Source organism: Streptomyces bluensis (assembly GCF_014650715.1).
Classification (GTDB): domain Bacteria; phylum Actinomycetota; class Actinomycetes; order Streptomycetales; family Streptomycetaceae; genus Streptomyces; species Streptomyces bluensis.
In genome coordinates, this window is record NZ_BMVM01000023.1 from 26,187 (window position 1) to 45,705 (window position 19,519).

The following is a 19,519-nucleotide window of genomic DNA, read 5'->3' on the forward strand; positions in this document are numbered from 1 at the left end:
GAACCGCCGGGTGGTGACCCGAGGAGCCACCTTGGCTGCTGAGCTGCACGTCGCGATGGTCGCGGCCGACCGAGAGGTCTGGTCCGGCGAGGCCACCCTGGTCGTCGCGCGCACCACGTCCGGCGACATCGGCGTCATGCCCGGTCACCAGCCGCTGCTCGGTGTGCTGGAGTCGGGCCCGGTGACCATCCGTACGAGCGAGGGGGGAACGGTCGTCGCCGCGGTGCACGGCGGTTTCATCTCGTTCGCGGACAACAAGTTGTCGCTGCTGGCCGAGATCGCCGAGCTGTCGGACGAGATCGACGTCAAGCACGTGGAGCGCGAGCTTGAGCGCGCGAAGGCGGAGGGCGACGCCTCCGCCGAGCGCGCCGCGGACGTCCGACTGCGTGCGGTGGGTGCGCGCTGATCAAGCGCATCATGTGATGCTGTACCTCAGCCGCGGCTGGGACCGGATTCATCCAATCCGGACCCAGCCGCGGCTGAGGCGAATGTGGGAGTTTTTTCCGTTCCGTTACCTAGGAGACGAGGAGGTCGGTGCCGATGGTCCTCGCTCTGACTTTGTGCGGGCTGGTGGTCGCGCTCGTGGTGGTGGGTCTGTTCGTCTTCGGTCTGAGACGGCGGCTGATCCAGCGTTCCGGCGGCACCTTCGACTGCAGCCTGCGGTGGGACGTTCCGGAGAAACCCGAGAAGGGCGAGGAGAACGGCAAGGGCTGGGGCTACGGCATCGCCCGCTACAACGGCGACCGCATCGAATGGTTCCGCGTGTTCTCGTACTCCCCGCGCCCGCGTCGCACCCTGGAGCGCTCGGCGATCGAGGTGGCCGGGCGCCGCACCCCCGAGGGCGAGGAGGAACTCGCGCTGCTCTCCGACGCCGTGATCCTCGCCTGTCTGCACCGGGGGGCCAGGCTTGAGCTGGCGATGAGCGAGGACGCGCTGACCGGTTTCCTCGCCTGGCTGGAGGCGGCTCCGCCCGGACAGCGAGTGAATGTGGCGTAGCCACATTCACTCGCTGGGTGGGGGTCCCCCCGGACGAAGTCTGGGGGAGCGTCAACGTCGCTTGATATCTACGATCACTACTTCAGGCCATTGTTGATGGCGCTCACCAGCTCTCCGTTGCTGGTGTCACCGCTGAACTCCCAGAAGAACGCACCGCCCAGGCCCTGGTTCTTGGCCCAGGTCATCTTCGTGCCGATGGTGGCGGGGGTGTCGTAGCTCCACCAGTTGCTGCCGCAGTGGGCGTAGGCCGTGCCCGCGATGGTGCCGGTGGCCGGGCAGGAGTTCTTGAGCACCTTGTAGTCCTCGATGCCCGCCTCGTACGTGCCCGTGGCCGCGCCGGTCGCCGTGCCGCCGGGCGCGGACTGGGTGACGCCGGTCCAGCCGCGGCCGTAGAAGCCGATGCCGAGCAGCAGCTTGGCCGCCGGGACGCCCTTCGACTTCAGCTTGGCGATCGCGTCGGCGGAGTTGAAGCCGGCGGTGGGGATGCCGGAGTACGAGGTGAGCGGCGAGTGCGGGGCGGTCGGGCCCGTGTTCGCCCAGGCGCCGAAGTAGTCGTACGTCATCACGTTGTACCAGTCGAGGTACTGTGACGCGCCGCCGTAGTCGGCCGCGTCGATCTTGCCGCCCGAGGAGCCGTCCGCGGTGATCGCGGCGGTGACCAGGTAGTTCGAGCCGAACTCGGTGCGCAGGGCCTGCATGAGGTTCTTGAAGGCGGCGGGTCCGGAGGTGTCGCAGGTGAGACCGCAGGCGTTCGGGTACTCCCAGTCGATGTCGATGCCGTCGAAGACGTCGGCCCAGCGCGGGTCCTCGACGACGGCCTTGCAGGACTTGGCGAACGCGGCCGGGTTCTGCGCGGCCTGCCCGAAGCCGCCGGAGTAGGTCCAGCCGCCGAACGAGTACAGCACCTTCAGGTGCGGGTACTTGGCCTTCAGCTGGCGCAACTGGTTGAAGTTGCCGCGCAGCGGCTGGTCCCAGGTGTCGGCCGTGCCGCTGACGGACTGGTCGGCGGTGTAGGCCTTGTCGTAGGCGGCGAAGGTGTCGTCGACGACGCACTGGCCGTTCTTGACGTTGCCGAAGGCGTAGTTGATGTGTGTGATCTTCGAGGCGGAGCCCGAGGTCACCAGGTTCTTGACGTGGTAGTTGCGGCCGTAGACGCCCCACTCGGTGAAGTAGCCGAGGTTGACCTTCGAGCCGGGGGCGGGTCCGGGATCGGTGCCGCCGGTGGTCCGTACGGCGACGGCGCCGCTCACCGGGCCGGTCTGGTCGGCGGTGTCGCGGGCCTGCACGCTGTAGGAGTAGTCGGTGCCGGCGGTGAGGCCGGTGTCCGTGTACGAGGTCGTGGTCACGGTCGCGACCTTGGTGCCGCCGCGCAGGACGTCGTAGTTCTTGATGCCGTTGTCGTCGGTGGCGGCCGACCAGGACAGCTTGACCGAGGTGCTGGTGACGTCCGAGGCGGTGGGGGTGCCGGGCGCGGAGGGTCCCGAGTCACCGGGGACGCTGCTGCCTCCGTCACAACTGCCGGTGTTCAGTTTGCAGTTGGCCGGGGAGCCTGAGCCGCTCCCGTTGAAACCGAAGGAGACGGCGGCGCCCGGAGCGAGGGAGCCGTTCCAGGACTTGTTCTTGGCGGTCCAGTGGGTGCCGGAGGAGGTGACGTCGGCGTCCCAGGCCGAGGTCACCGACGTACCCGAGGGGAAGTCCCACTCGACGGTCCAGGAGCTGATCGTGGTGGTACCGGTGTTCTTGACGGTCCACTTGCCTTCGAAGCCGGTGCCCCAGTCCTGGGTCTTGGTGTAGGTGGCGGTGGCCTCGCCTGCCGCGTGGGCCGGTGCGGCGAGGCCGACCAGACCCGCGAGGGGGAGCAGCAGGGTGGCGAAGCCGGCCGCAACTCGGTGTCTGAAGCGCATGCGCGCCTCCTTGTCCGTGGGTGTGGGGTGTGGGGTGTGGGGGGTGTTTCGGACATGAACATGACGTGGCGCAGTGCGGTGAGAATAGAAAGGTCTGGACCAGCGGTCAAGAGGTCTGGACCAGTATGTCCGCTCGGTCTCCGCTCGGTGTCTGCCCGGTGTCCGCTCGATGTGCCCCTGGGGCTACACGCCCAACTCCTGTGCCAGTACGGCCGCTTGGACCCGGCTGCGGAGGTTCAGCTTCCCGAGCAGCCGGCTGACATGGGTTTTCACGGTGGCTTCCGCCATACCGAGCCGTACCGCGGTCTCGGCGTTCGACAGCCCTTCCCCGAGGCAGGAGAGGACCTCGCGTTCGCGGCGGGTGAGCGTGTCCAGGACGGACGGATCGGCCGCGGGCTCCCGTACCGGCTTGGCGGCGAACTCGGCGATCAGGCGCCGGGTGACCGCCGGGGCGATCAGCCCCTCACCCCGGCCCACCGCCCGGACGGCCTCCAGCAGGTCCTTCGCCTCCGTGTTCTTGAGCAGGAACCCGGACGCCCCGGCCCGCAGCGCCCCGAACACATACGCGTCGAGGTCGAAGGTGGTCAGTACGAGCACGTCGGCCAGCCCCTCCGCGACGACCTGCCGGGTCGCCGACACCCCGTCGAGGCGCGGCATCTGCACGTCCATCAGCACCAGGTCGGGCCGGAGTTCACGGGCGAGCGCCACCGCCCGCTCACCGTCCGCGGCCTCGCCGACCACCTCGATGTCGGGCGCGCTGCGCAGGATGAGCACCAGCCCGGCACGTACGGCGGACTGGTCCTCGGCGACGAGCACGCGGATCATGGGGGGTCTCCTTCGGTGACGGGAAGTGCGGCCCGTACGGCCCAGACCTTGCCGTCGGGGGAGTCCTCGGGGCCGGCCTCGAAGGTGCCGCCCAGCAGCGCGGCCCGCTCCCGCATGCCGACCAGTCCGGCGCCCGATCCCGGGGCCCGGGGGCTGTCGCGGTCGCCGAAGGGGCTGGTGACCGCGACGGTGAGGGAACCGTCCAGGCGGGCCAGCGTCACGGCGACCCGGCCGGGGCAGGCGTGCTTGAGGGCGTTGGTCAGGGACTCCTGGACGATGCGGTACGCCGCGAGCTCCACCGGCGCGGGGACCTGGACGGGGGCGGCGTCGAGCGTCACGTCGAGCCCGTTGACCCGGGCGCCCTCGACCAGCGCGCCGAGCCCGTCGAGCGTGGGCGCGGCGGTGGGTTCGGTGTCACCGCTGGAGTCCCGCAGGATTCCGATCAGCCGCCGCATCTCCGCGAGGCCCGCGACACTGTTCTCCCGGATCACGCCGAGGGCCTGCCGGGAGGTGCCCGGGTCGTCGAGGGAGAGCGCGGCCGTGGAGTGGATGGCGATCGCGGACAGGTGGTTGGCCACCATGTCGTGCAACTCCCTTGCCATACGGGCCCGTTCGGCGGCCACGGCCTGGCCGCGGTCCAGTTCGGCGAGCAGCGCGGTCTGCTCGGCGCGCAGCCGGGCGGCCTCGGCGGCGTCACGGTGGTTGCGGACGATCAGGCCGGTGGCCGCGGGACCGTACGACACCAGGCCGATGACCACGCCGATCAGCAGGGCCTCCGGGACCCGCCACATCGCGAACGGCACCACGGTGCCGACCACGGTGAGCAGCCCCGTGATCCGCGGGATACGGCGGGCCGACTCGGGCGGACCGTACAGGACGGCCGCGTACATGAGGTCGGTGAACATCAGGACCGTGGCCAGGCTGCCCTGCGTGAGCGTGTCCAGGATGATCGCGGCCGTGCCGGTCAGCAGCGCCGTACGCGGAGCGGCCCGGCGCAGCAGCTCGCAGCCCGCCATGACGGCGAGCGGCAGCAGGAGCGGCCAGCGCCCCGCCCACAGCACGATCGGCTCCTCGGCCGCCCGCATGCCCAGACCGATCGCCCACAGCGCGAGCCCGCCGAGCAGACCGGTCACCGCGAGGTACACGTCGAAGCGGTGCGGGCGGGGGAGTCGTACGGCCATGACCCCATCCAACACGGCGTACGGACCCGGCGCCTGACCCCGGGGGAGGGTCCCGGGCTGCATCTTTCGATGTACCGCGACTTCGTCATCACCGACGACGCATGCCGCGCGTCCCGCCGGGAGCCTGGAAGGAGTCCCGAGGGGAGGAAGGGAGCGAACCGTGGTCGTCGCGTTGATCATCGCCTGCGAGGTGGGCTTCTGGGTGCTGCTGGCACTGGGGCTGGGCGTGCGCTACCTGCTGAAATGGCGCCGTACGAGCGTCGTGCTGCTGTTGTGCGAGCCCGTGCTGGAGCTGGTCCTGTTCGTCGCGACGGCGATCGACCTGAAGAACGGTGCCGAGCCGAGTTGGGAGCACGGTCTGGCGGCGCTCTACATCGGCTACACCGTGGCGTTCGGCCACTACACGATCCGCTGGCTCGACGGCCACGCGGCCCACCGCCTGGGCGGCGGCCCGCCCCCGCCGAAGCCGCCGCGCTACGGTCGCGCCCGCGCCCGCCACGAGGCGAAGCTGTGGCTGAGGGCGGTACTCGGGGGCGCGGTGGCGCTGGCGCTTCTTCAGCTCGCGGTCTGGTACGTCGGCGACTCCGGAGACGTCAGCTCGCTGCGGGCCTTCCAGGGGGCGGCTGTTCGCGCGGTCGTCATCTACGGACTGATCACCCTGTCGTACACGATCTGGCCGAGGAAGGAGCCGGGCGGGACCGACGAGGAGTCCCGGCTCACGACGGAGAAGACGGAGAAGGAGAGTGTCCGGTCGTGACCAGGGCGTCGAAGAACCTGCTGGAGGGGGTCGTCACCGGTGCGATCGGCTTGGCGCTGTGGCTGTTCACCGAGGACGTGGAGGTCCCGGTCGTCACCTTGACGAAGGTCGGCGTGGTGATGATGTGCGTCGGGGTCGCGCAGGCCGTGATGGGTCTGTACCAGTCGGTGCGCGTGTCCGCCGGGGGCCGGTAGCGCCTCAGCGCTCCCCGCCCGGTACCCACAGCACGTCCCCGACCTCCTTGTTCGCCGTCCTGGCCAGGATGAACAGCAGGTCCGACAGGCGGTTGAGGTAGGTCGCCGTGAGCGGGTTCATGGTGTCCGCGTGCACCTCCATCGCCGCCCACGTCGAGCGCTCGGCCCGTCGTACGACCGTGCACGCCTGGTGCAGCAGGGCCGCGCCGGGTGTGCCGCCGGGGAGGATGAAGGAGCGGAGCTTCTCCAGTTCGGCGAGGAAGCGGTCGCAGTCCGCCTCCAGCCGGTCGATGTAGAACTGCTCGACCCGCAGGGGAGCGAACTGCGGGTTCTCGGCGACGGGTGTGGACAGGTCGGCCCCGACGTCGAAGAGATCGTTCTGGACGCGGGTGAGGACCTTGACGACCTCCTCGTCCAGACCGCCCAGCGCGATCGCCGTGCCGATCGCCGCGTTCGCCTCGTTGGCGTCGGCGTAGGCGGCGATGCGCAGGTCGGTCTTGGGCACCCGGCTCATGTCACCGAGGTTCGTGGTGCCCTGGTCGCCGGTCCTCGTGTAGATGCGCGTCAGATTGACCATATGGCCAATCTAGACGCTCCTGTGATGACGGCCGAGCCCCAGCAGGGCCCAGGCATACGGGTCACCGGGCGTGGAGACCTCGGCGTCAGCCGGTCTGTGACGCGCCAACCAGCGCGAACCCGCAAGGAATTGGCGTTCCGGACGTTGAGGCCGGATTCCTCCGGCTTTGGACTGTGAGGAGGATCGCCAATGATCGCACAGCCCTGCCCGCAAGTCCGCTGCTAGTGTCCGCTGAGGAGTTCAAAGGTGAACACGATATAGGGCAGGGGAGTCGCACAGTGACACGGAAGCTCGCCGTCATCGGGGCCGGTCTCATGGGGTCCGGTATCGCCCAGGTCTCCGCCCAGGCGGGCTGGGACGTCGTCCTGCGCGATGTCACCGACGAGGCGCTCACCCGTGGCACGGACGGCATCAAGGCGTCGTACGACAAGTTCGTGAGCAAGGGCAAGCTGGACGCCGCGGACGCCGAGGCCGCCCTGGGCCGTATCACCGCGACCACCGACCTGGACGCCGTCGGCGACGCGGACGTCGTCGTCGAGGCCGTCTTCGAGAAGCTGGAGGTCAAGCACGAGATCTTCCGCGCGCTCGACAAGCTCGTGGGCGACGGGGCCGTGCTCGCCTCCAACACCTCCGCCATCCCGATCACCAAGATCGCGGCGGTGACCGAGCGCCCCGAACGGGTCGTCGGTACGCACTTCTTCTCGCCGGTCCCGATGATGCGGCTCTGCGAACTCGTCCGCGGCTACAAGACCAGCGACGAGACCCTCGCCACCGCGCGGGAGTTCGCCGAGTCCGTCGGCAAGACCTGCATCGTCGTCAACCGCGACGTGGCCGGCTTTGTCACCACCCGGCTCATCTCGGCCCTCGTCGTCGAAGCCGCGAAGCTGTACGAGTCGGGCGTGGCCACCGCCGAGGACATCGACCTCGCCTGCAAGTTGGGCTTCGGGCACGCGATGGGGCCGCTCGCCACGGCCGACCTCACCGGAGTCGACATCCTGCTGCACGCGACCAGCAACATCTACACCGAGTCCCAGGACGAGAAGTTCGCCCCGCCCGAGCTGATGCGCCGGATGGTTGACGCGGGTGACATCGGCCGGAAGAGCGGGCAGGGGTTCTACACACACTGACGTCACGGGAACCACGCGAACCCCTCGGGTGTCATCCGATGGGGTGAATTCGGTATCGGTTCGCTTACGGACGGCAACCTCCAGGGTTCCCGATACGTCAGAAGTTGCATCCATCAGAAACGACCGGCGTACGAAGACGCACTCTCGGGGAGCGCATATGTACATCAGGGGCGACCACGCCGAGCTGGTCGTCGGGGGCCGCCTCGACGTCCGCAGCGCGGCGGACGCCCGTACGGTCCTGCACTCGGCCATCGACGACGGAGTCGGTGACCTGGTGCTCGACCTGTCAGGGTTGGACTCGTGGGACGCCACCGGGCTCGGGGTGATCATGGGCGTCCACCGGCGTGCGGGACGGTGCGGACGGCGGCTGGTGCTGCGTGAGGTGCCTCCGCAGATGCAACGCCTGCTGGTGGCCACCCGGCTGCACCGGATCCTGGCCATCGAGGGCGGCATCGGAGTGGAGTCACTGCCCCGCGTGTGAGACTGCCCCGCGTGTGACACCGAACCACGACCGGGGTGAATCGGTACGCCACCGCACAGGACGGCCCGGAAGTGAACGGACGTGCGGGAATGCGCGTGCGCACCCATCTGTGACCCGGCGGACGGGCAGACACCCGGACGTCTCCGGGGCGAAAGGCGCCACTCGCGCAATCCTCACGAGACTGTGACGTCTCGGACAGCACGGGACCCTGCGTTCCGTGGATACTGTGCAAAGGTTTAGGGTTCGGCTGCCCGCCGCCCTGACGACCCCGGAGCGGGCACCGGACCAGAAGCGACAGCGCAGTGTGCGGGAGTCCGGGGACAGGACCCAGGCACACGACGCTTCTTGGGGGGCAAAGACCGATGGACCCGATGAACCGGGGACCCGAAGAGCACCGCCATGACGACGGAGACCGGGCGCCGCGTCCGCGTCCGCCACGCGACTCACTGACGCCGGATTTCGGCCAGCCTGCTCCGGTGGTGCTCGCCCGCACCGCCCAGCTCGTCTCGGGCGACTGCCTGCTCACCGTCAATCCCGTCGACGGCAGCGAGGTGGAGAACTGCCCGCCACGGGAACACCCCGGACGGCCCGAGAAGCACCCGGAGGCCGAGCGGGCGGAGATCGACCGCGCCGGCCGGCCGCCCGTCCCTCCGGGCCCCTCGTCGCCCCGGCTGCCGCTCCTGGAGCGCGACGCCGAGCGTGAACGGCTCGTACGGCTCCTCGCACGCGGCCGGTCGGTCCGCCTCACCGGGCCCTCGGGCTCGGGCCGCAGCGCGCTCCTCGACCTCGTCGCCGAGGACTGTGCGGACCTCGCCCCGGACGGCGTCGTCCGCCTCTCCGGATACCGGCGCACGAGCGGCGAGCTGCTCCACGACCTGTTCACCACCGTCTACAAGAGCCCGCTCCACCGGCCGGACCAGGACGAACTCCTGGATCTCGTCCGGGAGATCGGCGCGGTCGTCGTCCTCGACGACCTGGAGTTCGGCGGCAGCGCGCTCGACGAACTGCTCGACGCGACCCCCGAGTGCGCCTTCCTGCTCGCCGTCACACCCGACGTCCCCGCGCCGTCCGCCGACTCACTCCTCGAAGAGGTGTTCCTGGGCGGGCTCGACCGTGCCGGCGGGCTGGAGCTGCTGGAGCGCGCCGTCGGCCGCGTCCTCACCGAGGAGGAGTCGAACTGGGCGGGCGACCTCTGGTTCGAGTCCGAGGGCCTGCCACTGCGGTTCATGCAGGCCGGTGCGCTGCTGCGGCAGCGGGACCGGCTGCGCGGCGACGCGGACGCCTTCGACGAGTTCGGCGTCTTCCAGGAGGCACCGGCCGACGCGCCCTTCGACGTCGGGGACGGCCACGACGTACCGCTGCCGTCCATCGCCGAGGGCGCCGCGCCCGCCGCGCTCCTCGCGTCCCGGCTGAGCGAGTCGGCACGCGCCACGCTGCGGTTCGCGGTCGCGCTCGGCGGCGAGGTGCCGCACCAGGCCCATCTGCCCGCACTGGTGGGGGACACCCACGCGGACGCCGCCCTCGCCGAACTGGTGGGCTGCGCCCTGGTGACCCCGGTCGGCTCGCGCTACCGGCTCGCGGCCGGGGTGCAGACCCAGCTGGAGGCCGCCGGGTACGCGGCCGACGCCGGGGAGCGGGCCGTCACCGCCGCCCGGCACTACGCCTGGTGGACCGGGCACCCCTCGGTCACGCCCGAGCGGGTCGCGGCCGAGGCCGACGCCGTGCTCGCCGCGCTGACCGCTGTCGTCCCCCTCGCCACGCTTCCCGCCGAGGACGAGGAGAGCGCCGCCGTACGGCTGGCCCGGCAGGCCGCGCCCGCGTTCGCCGCCGGGTTGCAGTGGGGCGCCTGGGAGCGGGCGCTGCGGTCCGGCGCCGAGGCGGCCCGGCTCACCGGTGAGGTCGGCGATCAGGCCTACTTCCACCATGAGTTGGGCGTCCTCGCGCTCTGCACCGGGCAGCTCGACCGGGCCCGCGCCGAGCTGGAGGCGTCCATCGGGCTGCGCGGCGCCCTCGCCGACAAGCGCGGCACGGTCGCGGGCCGGCGCGCCCTGGCGCTGGTCGCCGACCGCTCCGGGGCGACCCCGCCCGGAGGGCGCACGGCGGCGGGGGAGGAGGTGCCGGACGCCCGGCACGAGGAGTCGGCGGCGCCTCCTGGTGGTGTGCCCTCCGCCTTCGTCCCCGGGTACGGCGGCCCGCCCCGGACACCGGGCGACACCTCGACACTGGTCGCGACCCAGGCGGGAGCCGGTCCCGCCGGCCGGGGCGGCGTCAGGGGCCGCCTGGTCAGCGGTGCCCGGCGCAACGTGGTGGCCGCCGGCGCGGGCGCGCTGCTCGCGGCCGTGCTCGGCACGGTGGTGACCCTGGGGGCGACCTCCGGCAACAGCGACACCACCCCGTCCGAGAAGGTCGGCGTCAACCCGTCGGCCGGCACCGGCGCCGACGACGGCGAGCTGGGCGCGGACCGCGCGAGGAAGGGCTCGGGCGACGACCCCGGCGCCGTGTCCGAGCCCACGGACCCGGGCCCGGACGGGACCCTCGGCACGGCGGACGACCCCACGCCCACGCCGAGCGACTCGCCATCGGGCGATCCGAGTGAAACGGAGGGGCCGGACAAGCCGACGACGTCCCCGTCCAAGTCGCCCACGAAGTCGCCGTCCAAGCCGCCGTCGCCCACGCCCTCCGCGTCGGAGTCGAAGCCGCAGCCGCCCAGCGATTCCCCGACGTCACCGGACCCGACGCCCAGCCAGTCGGAGCCGTCGGACCCCCCGCCGCAGACCAGCACCTCGGCCGGCGGCCCCGCGTCCAGCCCGCCGGCGGAGACCAGCAGCTCCGCGAGTGCCCCGGACAGCAGCGCCCCCGGCTCGCCGAGCGGAACGGCGGGCGACCCGTCGGTGATCTGACGCACGACTGAGGGCCGGGGCCGGACTGCGGACCCGGCCCCCAGCCGCGTCGCCGCTCAGAACAGCCGCAGCTTGTCGTCCTCGATGCCGCGGAGCGCGTCGTAGTCCAGGACCGTGCAGCCGATGCCGCGGTCCGTGGCGAGGACCCGGGCCTGGGGCTTGATCTCCTGGGCGGCGAAGATGCCGCGTACGGGAGCGAGGTGCGGGTCGCGGTTCAGCAGCTCCAGGTAGCGCGTGAGTTGCTCCACACCGTCGATCTCGCCGCGCCGCTTGATCTCCACGGCCACGGTCTGCCCGTCGGCGTCCCGGCACAGGATGTCGACGGGGCCGATGGCGGTCATGTACTCGCGGCGGATGAGCGTGTAGCCCTCGCCCAGGGTCTCGATACGGTCGGCGAGCAGCTCCTGGAGGTGCGCTTCCACGCCGTCCTTGATCAGGCCCGGGTCCACGCCCAGGTCGTGCGAGGAGTCGTGGAGGACCTCCTCCATGGTGATGATGAGCTTCTCGCCCCCCTTGTTGGTGACGGTCCAGACGCCCGCTGTGCCGTCACCGTCTCCCTCGCCCTCCTTCAGCGCGCAGGGCGGGGACATCCAGTTGAGAGGCTTGTAGGCCCGGTCGTCCGCGTGGATCGAGACGCTGCCGTCCGCCTTCACCAGGATCAGGCGGGGAGCTGAGGGGAGATGGGCCGTGAGCCGCCCGGCGTAGTCCACGGAGCAGCGGGCAATGACGAGACGCATGGTCGGAAACGCTACTCGACATCCGCCGCCGCACGCGATTCGCCCTCCTCAGAACCCCTTGAGGGCCCTGGGGCGGGTACGTGCCGTGCCCGCCCGGCGCGTGCCGTCGTTCGGCATGTGCCCGAGGCAACTCGTTTGCGGCAATGGCTGATTGTGGTCCTAGTGGGAGTTCCCCGTATCCCCATTCTCCTGGTGCGGTCACCGCCCGGTGCTTAACGTATAAACGGGAGGTCGCGGCGCGTGTACGCAGCGTGTTCGATATCGCGAACTCCCTCCCTGTCCGTCAACCCCCGCCCGGGCGGGGGTCCGAGAGGAGAACCCATGTCGCTCGACGTCTCACCGGCCCTACTCGAACAGGCCGAGCGAGGCGAGGTCGACGAAGCCGCCTTCGTCGACTGCGTCCGGACCTCCCTGCCCTACGCATGGGAGATGATCAGCTCCCTGGTGGCCCAGCTGAAGGTCGACGGCGGCCAGTTCGCCGACAACCAGACGCCCCCGCCGGACGAGCAGGCACGTGGCCAGCTGCTGCGTGCGCTCGCGAGCGACGCGATACGCGGCGCGCTGCAGCGGCACTTCGGTGTGCGGCTGGCCTTCCAGAACTGCCACCGGGTGGCCGTGTTTCCGCTCGACCCCGCAGTGGACGACACGCTGGCTCGCTTCACCTCTGTGCGCAACCAGCTGCTGAACCAGTCACCGGAGCTCCGGGACTGCTGAGGCGGCCCGGCGCCGCGTCAGCGGCACCAGCCGCACTGCTTGCCGCTCCGTACGCGGGAGGTGCATTCGTACCGGGGCGGCAAGCTCCCCGCGGGACGCGGCTCTGGCGCGTCCGTTCAGCCGAGGTGGGGGAGCACCTCGGCGCCCAGCCGACGCACCGTCTCCTCGGTGGCCGCCAGGTCGCCCGAACCCTCCACGAGCAGGGCGAAGCGCGAGATGCCCGTCCGCTCCGACGTCGCCGCCAGCCGGTCCGCGCACAGGCGTGGGGTGCCCACCGGGTGCAGCCCGCAGAGCAGTTCGGTGTACGCCTGCGGGTCGCGCATCGAGCGGGCGCGGCCGTCCACCGTCACATGGGCGTCCAGACCGTGCTTCAGCCAGCCCGGCATCGCCTTCGTGACCGCCTCGACCGCGTCCGTCCGCCGGTCCGCGATCTGGCACACACCGGCCGACACATGGCCGGCAACGGCGATCTCCTCCGCCGAACGGCCCGCCGCACCCGCGTATTTGCGCCACAGTGCGACCATCTCCGCCTTCTCCTCGTCGCCCACGTGCATCCCGAGGAGCATCGGCAGACCGCGCTCGGCCGCGAGCCGGATGCTCGACGGTGAGGTGCAGGCGACGACGACCTCCGGGCCCGGGACACCGCTCAGCACCTCCGACGGTCTGGGGACGACCGGGACCTCACGGAAGGCGAATCGTTCCCCCGATGCCTCCACCGAGGGCTGGCGCAGCCACCGCACCAGGAGATCGAGTGATTCCGGGAACCCCTTCTCGTACGCCTCGATTCCGGTCCCGAAGACCTCCAGGTCCACCCAGGGTCCTCCGCGTCCCACCCCCAGCGAGAAGCGGCCTCCGGACGTCACGTGCAGCAGCGCGGCCTGCTCGCCGAGGGCCACCGGGTGGACGGTGGGGAGCACGCTGACCGCCGTGCCGACGCGGATCCGGCGGGTGCGCCCGAGCAGTAACGCGGCGAAGGTGACCGCCGAGGGGCACGTCCCGTACGGCACGAAGTGGTGTTCCGCCAGCCAGACCGCGTCGAGGCCGGCCTCTTCGGTGACCTCGGCCGTCCGTACGGCGCGGTGGAGCGCCTCCCCCTGGCCCTGTCCCGGGAACTGGGCCGCTAGTACAAAAGTTCCAACGTGCATCGCGTTTCCTGCTTTCTCGGCACTCCGACCCGGAGCTCCCCCACCCGCATAACCGCCTGACACGTGCCGAAGACACGGCTTGTCGGCGAGATTTGCGGATTGTCTGCAGAATGCGTCGTACGGAGGGGGTCTGTGACGGTCCGTGGACTACGCGTACCCGTGGTCGGCGCGCGTAGGCTGGACGCGGCCCGTCCCCCCTGTATAGCTCCGTGAGGTGTTCTGTGTCCCCGCGTCGCAATCGACCCAAGGGTGCCGGCTCGTCCGGCCGGAGCGCCGACGAGGACCGGGCCGACCGTTACGGCGGCTGGCAGTCCAGCGAGAACTGGCAGGGCGAGGACTGGAGCGTGCGCCATGTGGCCGGGGCGAGCGCCGAGGGAAAGACGTACCGCTGCCCCGGCTGCGACCAGATGATCTCCTCCGGAGTCCCGCACGTGGTGGCCTGGCCGCAGCACGCCGGCGTCGAGGACCGCCGCCACTGGCACAAGGCCTGCTGGAACGCGAAGGACCGCCGCACCTCAAGGGTGCAGCGGTCCCGTAACGCGCCACGTTTCTAGATTTTCGCGTCTCCAGTTTCCGTCGCTCGCCGCGGTTACACGTCCCGCCGCTCCAGCAGCACGAACGCGCCCACGATCGCGGCCGCCGTCACACCGGCGAGGAGGCCCAGCTGGGCGTTGCCACCGCCTGCCTCGTTGTCCAGTCCGAAGATCTTGGCGAGGGAGTTGGGGGCGTTGTAGTCCAGCATCTTCTCGCCGATCTTGCGCATGCTGTCGGAGAACAGCAGGAACGCGGGCAGGATCGCGGGCACCAGCACGAGCCCTAGCATCGCGGTGATCGCACCCGCGGAGTGCCGCAGCATCGAGCCCACCGCGAGCGAGAGGACGCCCAGCAGCGAGACGTACAGGGCGCCCTTGAGGACCGTGCCGCCCCACTCGTTGCCCGTGGTGTCGCTGTGCAGGCTCTGCGTGAACAGGCCGACCACCCCGATGGCGACGGCCGACACGACGAACGCCACCGCGAAGAAGATCAGCAGCTTGGCGGTGAGCACCCGGTGCCGCTGCGGCGAGGCGGTGAACGTCGTACGGATCATGCCCGTGCCGTACTCCGACGAGACCACCAGCACGCCCAGCGTGATGAGGCAGATCTGCCCCAGAACCAGACCGAAGAAGGCCGGGATGGTGAACGGGACGTCCGTGAAGGAGGCGTCGTCCGTCTGCGTCGCGACCAGGAAGCCGATGCCGACGACGAGAACCAGGAAGATGCCCAGCGTCCACATCGTCGAGCGCACCGACTTGATCTTCGTCCACTCGGAGGCGAGCGCGTGCCCGAGGTGGGTGCGCACGACGGGGATCGGCGAGGTGTACGAAACTCCGGGCGCCCCCTGCCACTGCGGCGCGGGCTGCTGAGGCGCGGGAGGCTGGGGCACGGGAGGCTGGGGCACGGGAGGCTGGGGCGTGCTCATCGGGCGTCCTCGGGCTTGTTCGGGTCGACGGGTGCGGCTGCGGGAGCGGGTGCGGCGGGCTGTGCGGGCGGTGGCGGGCCCGCGGGGGCCTGGGTGGCGTACGGGTTCGGCTGCTGTCCCGTGGCCGGCGCACCGGGCGCGGGCGGGGCGGCGTACGGCCCCGCGGGCGGCTGGCCCGGGGGCATACCCGGCGGCATCGCGAACGGCTGGCCGCCCTGCTGGGGCGGCGGCGGGGCGTACCACCCCGGCTGGCCCTGCCCCGGCACCGGCGTGGGCGGCAGCGCACCGGGCGGCAGCGGCTGCATCAGGCCTGCCTTCTGGTCGATGGTCGACCGGTAGTCGACGGCGCCCTGCGTCATCCGCATGTACGCCTCCTCCAGCGACGCCTGGTGCGGCGACAGCTCCCACAGCCGTACGTCCGCGCCGTGCGCGAGATCGCTGATCTGCGGCAGCGGCAGGCCGGTCACGCGCAGCCCACCGTCCGCCTCGGGGAGCACCTGGCCGCCCGCCTCGGTCAGGGCGGCCGTCAGCTTCTCCCGCTGCTGCGGCTCGGTGTCGGGCGTGCGGACCCGTGCGAAGCCGGCCGAGTTCTGCGCGATGAAGTCCCTGACGCTCATGTCCGAGAGCAGTTGCCCGCGCCCGATCACGATCAGGTGCTCGGCGGTCAGCGCCATCTCGCTCATGAGGTGGGACGAGACGAAGACGGTGCGTCCCTCCGCCGCGAGGGACTTCATCAGGTTCCGCACCCACAGGATGCCCTCGGGGTCGAGCCCGTTGACCGGCTCGTCGAAGAGCAGCACCTGGGGGTCACCGAGCAGCGCGGCGGCGATCCCGAGCCGCTGCCCCATGCCCAGCGAGAACCCCTTGGACCGCTTCTTGGCCACGTCCTGCAGACCGACGACGCCCAGCACCTCGTCCACGCGGCGCGCCGGAATGCCGGACAGCTGCGCGAGGCACAGCAGGTGACTGCGGGCACTGCGTCCGCCGTGCACGGCCTTGGCGTCCAGCAGGGCGCCCACCTGGCGGGCGGCGTTCGGCAGCTTCCGGTACGGGTAGCCGCCGATCGTCACCTGCCCCGCGGTGGGGTTGTCCAGGCCGAGGATCATCCGCATGGTCGTCGACTTGCCCGAGCCGTTCGGCCCGAGGAAGCCGGTGACGGTACCCGGCCGCACCTGGAAGGAAAGATTGTGCACGGCGGTCTTGTCGCCGTAGCGCTTCGTCAGGCCGACTGCCTCGATCATGCTTCGCACCATCACAAGATTCAGGACGTCGGGGACACGTCCCCCGTAAGGGTTAGGAAGCATATCGGTGCACTGACGGTTCCCTCCGGGGGTGAAGCGGTGAGCGTCTGCCGGGTCCCTCCGGGGGCGTGGCCGGTCGGTCGCGTCTGCCGGGTTCTGCCGGTGGCCTTGTGCGGGTCCGTCGTGGTCGGTCGCGCAGTTCCCCGCGCCCCTAAAAGCCTCGGGCGCACCCAGCGCTTTTAAGGGGCGCGGGGAACTGCGCGACAAGCCACGACGGGCCCGCAGCCGCCCACAGACAGGACCCGGCAGACGCGATCGCCCCCCACCCAGCCAGCGCAGCGCTCACGCATCGCGGTGCCGCAGCAGCACATACCCGCCCACCAGCGCCGCCAGCACCCACAGCACCATGATCCCCAGGCCACCCCACGGCCCGTACGGCGCGGCGTCGCCGGCCCGCGGGACGACCTGCATGATCGTGCTGCCGGCCTGGTCGGGAAGGTAGCGGGCGACCTTCTTGGTCGCCGACACATTGCTGAGGATGTTGGACACGAGGAAGAAGAACGGCATCAGGATGCCCAGCGCCGGCATCGGGCTGCGCAGCATCGCGGCCACGCCCATGGAGAACACCGCGATGAGCGTCATGTAGAGCGCGCCCCCTACGACCGCGCGCAGGACGCCGGGCTCGTCGAGCGACGTACGGTGCTCGCCGAGCATCGACTGTCCGAGGAGGAAGGCGACGAAGCTGGTCGCGAGCCCTACGGCGAAGGCGAGCGCGGTTGCCACGGTGATCTTGCTGAAGAGGAGCCGGCCGCGCTGCGGGACGGCGGCCAGCGAGGTGCGGATCATGCCGGTGCTGTACTCGTTCGACACCACCAGCACACCGAAGACGATCATCGCGAGCTGACCGAGACTCATCCCGGCGAAGCTCATGTACGTCGGGTCGAAGGCGGCCCTCTCCTCCGGGGGCAGGTGCTCCCAGTCGCGGCTCAGCAGCGCCGAGATCAGCATGCCGAGCGCGATCGTGACGACCGCCGCGATCCCGAGCGTCCACATCGTGGACGCCACCGAACGGATCTTGGTCCACTCCGAACGGACGACCTGTACCGACGCCACGCTCAGGCCCCCTTCTTCCAGCCGCTGCCCCACGCCTGCCGCGCGGACGCCGTCAGCGCCTCGTCGGGGACCGGGACGGCACCCGTGTGCGCGTGGTACTCCACCGACTCCGCCGTCAGCCGCATGAACGCCTCCTCCAGCGAGGCCTGCCGCGGACTCAGTTCGTGCAGCACGACCTGGTGCTGCGCGGCCAGGTCACCGATCCACTCGGGCTTGCCGCCGTCCACCTCAAGCGCCCCGCCGTCCGCGTCGACCGCCGTGATCCCCGCCTCGCACAGCACGTCCAGCAACCGCTCCCGTTGCGGTGTACGGATCCGGACGTACGACCGGGAGTTCCGCTCGATGAAGTCCGCCATGGAGGTGTCGGCGAGGAGCCGGCCCTGACCGATGACGACGAGATGGTCGGCGGTCACCGCCATCTCGCTCATCAGGTGTGAGGAGACGAAGACGGTGCGTCCCTGCGCGGCGAGGGATTTCATCAGGGTGCGGATCCAGTGGATGCCCTCGGGGTCGAGCCCGTTGACCGGCTCGTCGAACATCAGGATCCGTGGATCGCCGAGGAGCGCGCCCGCGATGCCGAGCCGCTGTCCCATGCCGTACGAGAATCCCTTGGCCTTCTTCCGGGCCACCGCCGTGAGGCCGACGGCGTCGAGGACCTCGGCCACGCGGCTCTTGGGGATGCCGTTGCTCTGTGCGAGGCACAGGAGGTGGTGGTAGGCACTGCGTCCGCCGTGCACGGCCTTCGCGTCGAGGAGCGCGCCGATGTACGTCAGCGGGTCCTTGAGCTGGTCGTAGCGCTTGCCGTCGATCCGCACCTCACCCATGGTCGGCCGGTCGAGCCCGAGCACCATCCGCATCGTCGTCGACTTGCCGGCCCCGTTCGGCCCGAGGAACCCGGTCACGATGCCGGGCCGGACGGTGAAGGTGAGGTTGTTGACCGCGACTTTCTCGCCGTAGCGCTTGGTCAGTGCCTCAAGCTCGATCATGGGCTCACGCTAAGACGGGGGCCCGGGGGCCGCCACTTGAGAAAACGCGCCACAGGCCCGCACCCTCCGGGGGGTGGTGCGGGCCTGTGCTGTCGTGTCGCTGCTGGTTACCGGGACTGCTGCGCCGGAACCCCGCGGGAGATCGGCTCGTCCTCGGCCGGCGAACCGGCGGCGGCGACCGCGGCGCCCGTGAGCGTCGCGAGCATCTCGCGGACGTTCGTCAGCTGGGCGTTGATGCTGTCGCGGCGGTTGGTGAGAGCGGCCAGCTCGCGCTCGGATTCCGAACGGATGCGGTCGGCCTTGGCATTGGCGTCGGCCACGATGTCCTCGGCCTGGCGCTGGGCCGTCTCCACCGTCTGGCGGGCGCGGCGCTCGGCGTCCGTGCGCAGCTTCTCCGCCTCCAGACGGAGCTGCTCGGCGCGGTGCTCGATCTCGGCGAGGCGCTTCTCGGCCTTGGCCTGACGGGACGCCAGGTCGCGCTCGGACTGCTCGCGGCGCTTGGCGAGGTTCGTCTCGAAGTCCGCGGCGGCCTGAGCGGCCTTGGCGCGCGTCTCCTCGAAGAGGGCGTCCGCCTCCTCGCGCTTGGACTGCGCGTCCTTCTGCGCCTCGGCCCGCAGCTGGGAGGCGTCGCTCTTGGCCTTCTCGACGATCCGGACGCCCTCGTCCTCGGCCTTGGCCTTGCGCTCCGCAGCGAACGACTCCGCGTCGTTGCGCACCTGCTGGGCCGCCGACTCGGCGAGCTCGCGGTGCTGCTCGGCGGCGCGACGGGCCTCCTCGCGCAGGTCCTTCGCCTCCTCCTCGGCGAGACGGAGGATCTTCTCGACGCGCGCGCCGAGACCGGCGTACGACGGCTCGGCGTCGGTGACCTGAGCCTGGGCGTTCTGCGTTTCGAGGTGGAGCTCCTCGATGCGCTTTTCCAGAGCTGTGATGCGAGCCAGAGCGCTGTCACGGTCGGAGACGAGCTTCGAAATGCGTTCGTCCACCTGAGCGCGGTCGTACCCACGCCGCACAAGCTCGAAGCCGTAGGGGGAAGTGTCGCTCATGGGGTTCCTGTCGAATGAGACCGGTGAGGTGATAAGGGGAATCCTAGGGGGCGAAGCGGCGTGTCATCGAGCAGATGCACCGTTTGATCTGGAGAATCACGCTCCTTTTGAGTGCGAACCACCAGATTACGTGCCGGAA

20 protein-coding genes are annotated in these 19,519 nt (G+C 70.7%); 9 read left to right on the plus strand and 11 right to left on the minus strand.

Annotation, left to right across the window (positions count from 1 at the left end; translation table 11 throughout):
• The first annotated feature begins 31 nt into the window (after positions 1-31).
• Both IE262_RS34995 and IE262_RS35000 read left to right on the plus strand, forming a co-directional pair.
• Positions 32-406: a F0F1 ATP synthase subunit epsilon gene (locus tag IE262_RS34995; protein WP_134029932.1), complete on the plus strand. Its 375-nt coding sequence runs from the start codon at positions 32-34 to the stop codon at positions 404-406.
• A gap of 134 nt (positions 407-540) precedes the next feature.
• Positions 541-996: a DUF2550 domain-containing protein gene (locus IE262_RS35000; protein WP_134029935.1), complete on the plus strand. Its 456-nt coding sequence runs from the start codon at positions 541-543 to the stop codon at positions 994-996.
• Between the two features lie 77 nt (positions 997-1,073).
• On the opposite strand, the gene IE262_RS35005 is transcribed toward IE262_RS35000, so the two are convergent.
• The 3 genes from IE262_RS35005 to IE262_RS35015 form a co-directional block, all read right to left on the minus strand.
• Positions 1,074-2,900, minus strand: a complete 1,827-nt coding sequence (locus IE262_RS35005) for a glycoside hydrolase family 18 chitinase (RefSeq protein ID WP_134029938.1) — start codon at positions 2,898-2,900, stop codon at positions 1,074-1,076.
• Positions 2,901-3,083: 183 nt separating this feature from the next.
• Positions 3,084-3,725: a response regulator gene (locus IE262_RS35010; RefSeq protein WP_134029941.1), complete on the minus strand. Its 642-nt coding sequence runs from the start codon at positions 3,723-3,725 to the stop codon at positions 3,084-3,086.
• On the minus strand, positions 3,722-4,906 hold the full coding sequence (locus IE262_RS35015; protein WP_189879472.1) for a sensor histidine kinase: 1,185 nt from the start codon (positions 4,904-4,906) through the stop codon (positions 3,722-3,724). The genes IE262_RS35010 and IE262_RS35015 overlap by 4 nt, the downstream gene beginning before the upstream one ends.
• Positions 4,907-5,066: 160 nt before the next feature.
• Between IE262_RS35015 and IE262_RS35020 the strand changes: the two genes are divergently transcribed.
• Together IE262_RS35020 and IE262_RS35025 are read left to right on the plus strand one after the other, a co-directional pair.
• The gene (locus tag IE262_RS35020; RefSeq protein ID WP_189879474.1) at positions 5,067-5,663 is read left to right on the plus strand and encodes a hypothetical protein; all 597 of its coding nucleotides are present in this window, start codon (positions 5,067-5,069) and stop codon (positions 5,661-5,663) included.
• Positions 5,660-5,857 (plus strand): DUF5708 family protein, encoded by a 198-nt coding sequence (locus tag IE262_RS35025; protein WP_134029950.1) that lies wholly within the window; start codon positions 5,660-5,662, stop codon positions 5,855-5,857. Before IE262_RS35020 ends, IE262_RS35025 begins: the two co-directional genes overlap by 4 nt.
• 4 nt (positions 5,858-5,861) lie before the next feature.
• Here IE262_RS35025 and IE262_RS35030 read toward each other — a convergent pair whose 3' ends face one another.
• Positions 5,862-6,434, minus strand: a complete 573-nt coding sequence (locus IE262_RS35030; RefSeq protein WP_134029953.1) for a cob(I)yrinic acid a,c-diamide adenosyltransferase — start codon at positions 6,432-6,434, stop codon at positions 5,862-5,864.
• 278 nt (positions 6,435-6,712) lie between these two features.
• Here IE262_RS35030 and IE262_RS35035 point away from each other — a divergent pair, with 278 nt between their 5' ends.
• From IE262_RS35035 to IE262_RS35045, 3 genes are all read left to right on the plus strand, one after another.
• The gene (locus IE262_RS35035; RefSeq protein WP_134029956.1) at positions 6,713-7,561 is read left to right on the plus strand and encodes a 3-hydroxyacyl-CoA dehydrogenase family protein; all 849 of its coding nucleotides are present in this window, start codon (positions 6,713-6,715) and stop codon (positions 7,559-7,561) included.
• Between the two features lie 157 nt (positions 7,562-7,718).
• Positions 7,719-8,042 carry an STAS domain-containing protein gene (locus IE262_RS35040; protein ID WP_131559056.1) on the plus strand — a complete coding sequence of 108 codons (324 nt, stop codon included), beginning with the start codon at positions 7,719-7,721 and terminating at the stop codon, positions 8,040-8,042.
• A 362-nt stretch (positions 8,043-8,404) separates the two neighbouring features.
• Positions 8,405-10,942, plus strand: coding sequence for an ATP-binding protein (locus IE262_RS35045; RefSeq protein WP_189879476.1), 2,538 nt, complete (start codon positions 8,405-8,407; stop codon positions 10,940-10,942).
• 56 nt (positions 10,943-10,998) lie between these two features.
• On the opposite strand, the gene nucS is transcribed toward IE262_RS35045, so the two are convergent.
• Complete coding sequence (gene nucS, locus IE262_RS35050; RefSeq protein ID WP_134029962.1) at positions 10,999-11,679, minus strand: endonuclease NucS; 681 nt, start codon at positions 11,677-11,679, stop codon at positions 10,999-11,001.
• A gap of 321 nt (positions 11,680-12,000) precedes the next feature.
• Between nucS and IE262_RS35055 the strand changes: the two genes are divergently transcribed.
• On the plus strand, positions 12,001-12,393 hold the full coding sequence (locus tag IE262_RS35055) for an SCO5389 family protein (RefSeq protein WP_134029965.1): 393 nt from the start codon (positions 12,001-12,003) through the stop codon (positions 12,391-12,393).
• Between the two features lie 116 nt (positions 12,394-12,509).
• Here IE262_RS35055 and IE262_RS35060 read toward each other — a convergent pair whose 3' ends face one another.
• Positions 12,510-13,538, minus strand: coding sequence for an LLM class flavin-dependent oxidoreductase (locus tag IE262_RS35060; RefSeq protein WP_189879478.1), 1,029 nt, complete (start codon positions 13,536-13,538; stop codon positions 12,510-12,512).
• 221 nt (positions 13,539-13,759) lie between these two features.
• On the opposite strand from IE262_RS35060, the gene IE262_RS35065 reads away from it, so the two are divergent.
• Positions 13,760-14,092, plus strand: coding sequence for an Rv1322 family protein (locus IE262_RS35065; RefSeq protein ID WP_134029971.1), 333 nt, complete (start codon positions 13,760-13,762; stop codon positions 14,090-14,092).
• Positions 14,093-14,127: 35 nt separating this feature from the next.
• Here IE262_RS35065 and IE262_RS35070 read toward each other — a convergent pair whose 3' ends face one another.
• From IE262_RS35070 to IE262_RS35090, 5 genes are all read right to left on the minus strand, one after another.
• Entirely contained in the window at positions 14,128-14,997 is an 870-nt protein-coding gene (locus IE262_RS35070; protein WP_189879480.1) for an ABC transporter permease, read from the minus strand.
• A complete protein-coding gene (locus tag IE262_RS35075; RefSeq protein ID WP_189879482.1) occupies positions 14,994-16,238 on the minus strand; it encodes an ABC transporter ATP-binding protein in 1,245 nt (414 codons plus the stop codon). Before IE262_RS35075 ends, IE262_RS35070 begins: the two co-directional genes overlap by 4 nt.
• A 342-nt stretch (positions 16,239-16,580) precedes the next feature.
• The gene (locus IE262_RS35080) at positions 16,581-17,351 is read right to left on the minus strand and encodes an ABC transporter permease (protein WP_189879484.1); all 771 of its coding nucleotides are present in this window, start codon (positions 17,349-17,351) and stop codon (positions 16,581-16,583) included.
• A 2-nt stretch (positions 17,352-17,353) separates the two neighbouring features.
• Positions 17,354-18,337 (minus strand): ATP-binding cassette domain-containing protein, encoded by a 984-nt coding sequence (locus IE262_RS35085; protein WP_189879486.1) that lies wholly within the window; start codon positions 18,335-18,337, stop codon positions 17,354-17,356.
• 107 nt (positions 18,338-18,444) lie between these two features.
• A complete protein-coding gene (locus IE262_RS35090) occupies positions 18,445-19,380 on the minus strand; it encodes a coiled-coil domain-containing protein (RefSeq protein WP_134029986.1) in 936 nt (311 codons plus the stop codon).
• Between the last annotated feature and the right edge of the window lie 139 nt (positions 19,381-19,519).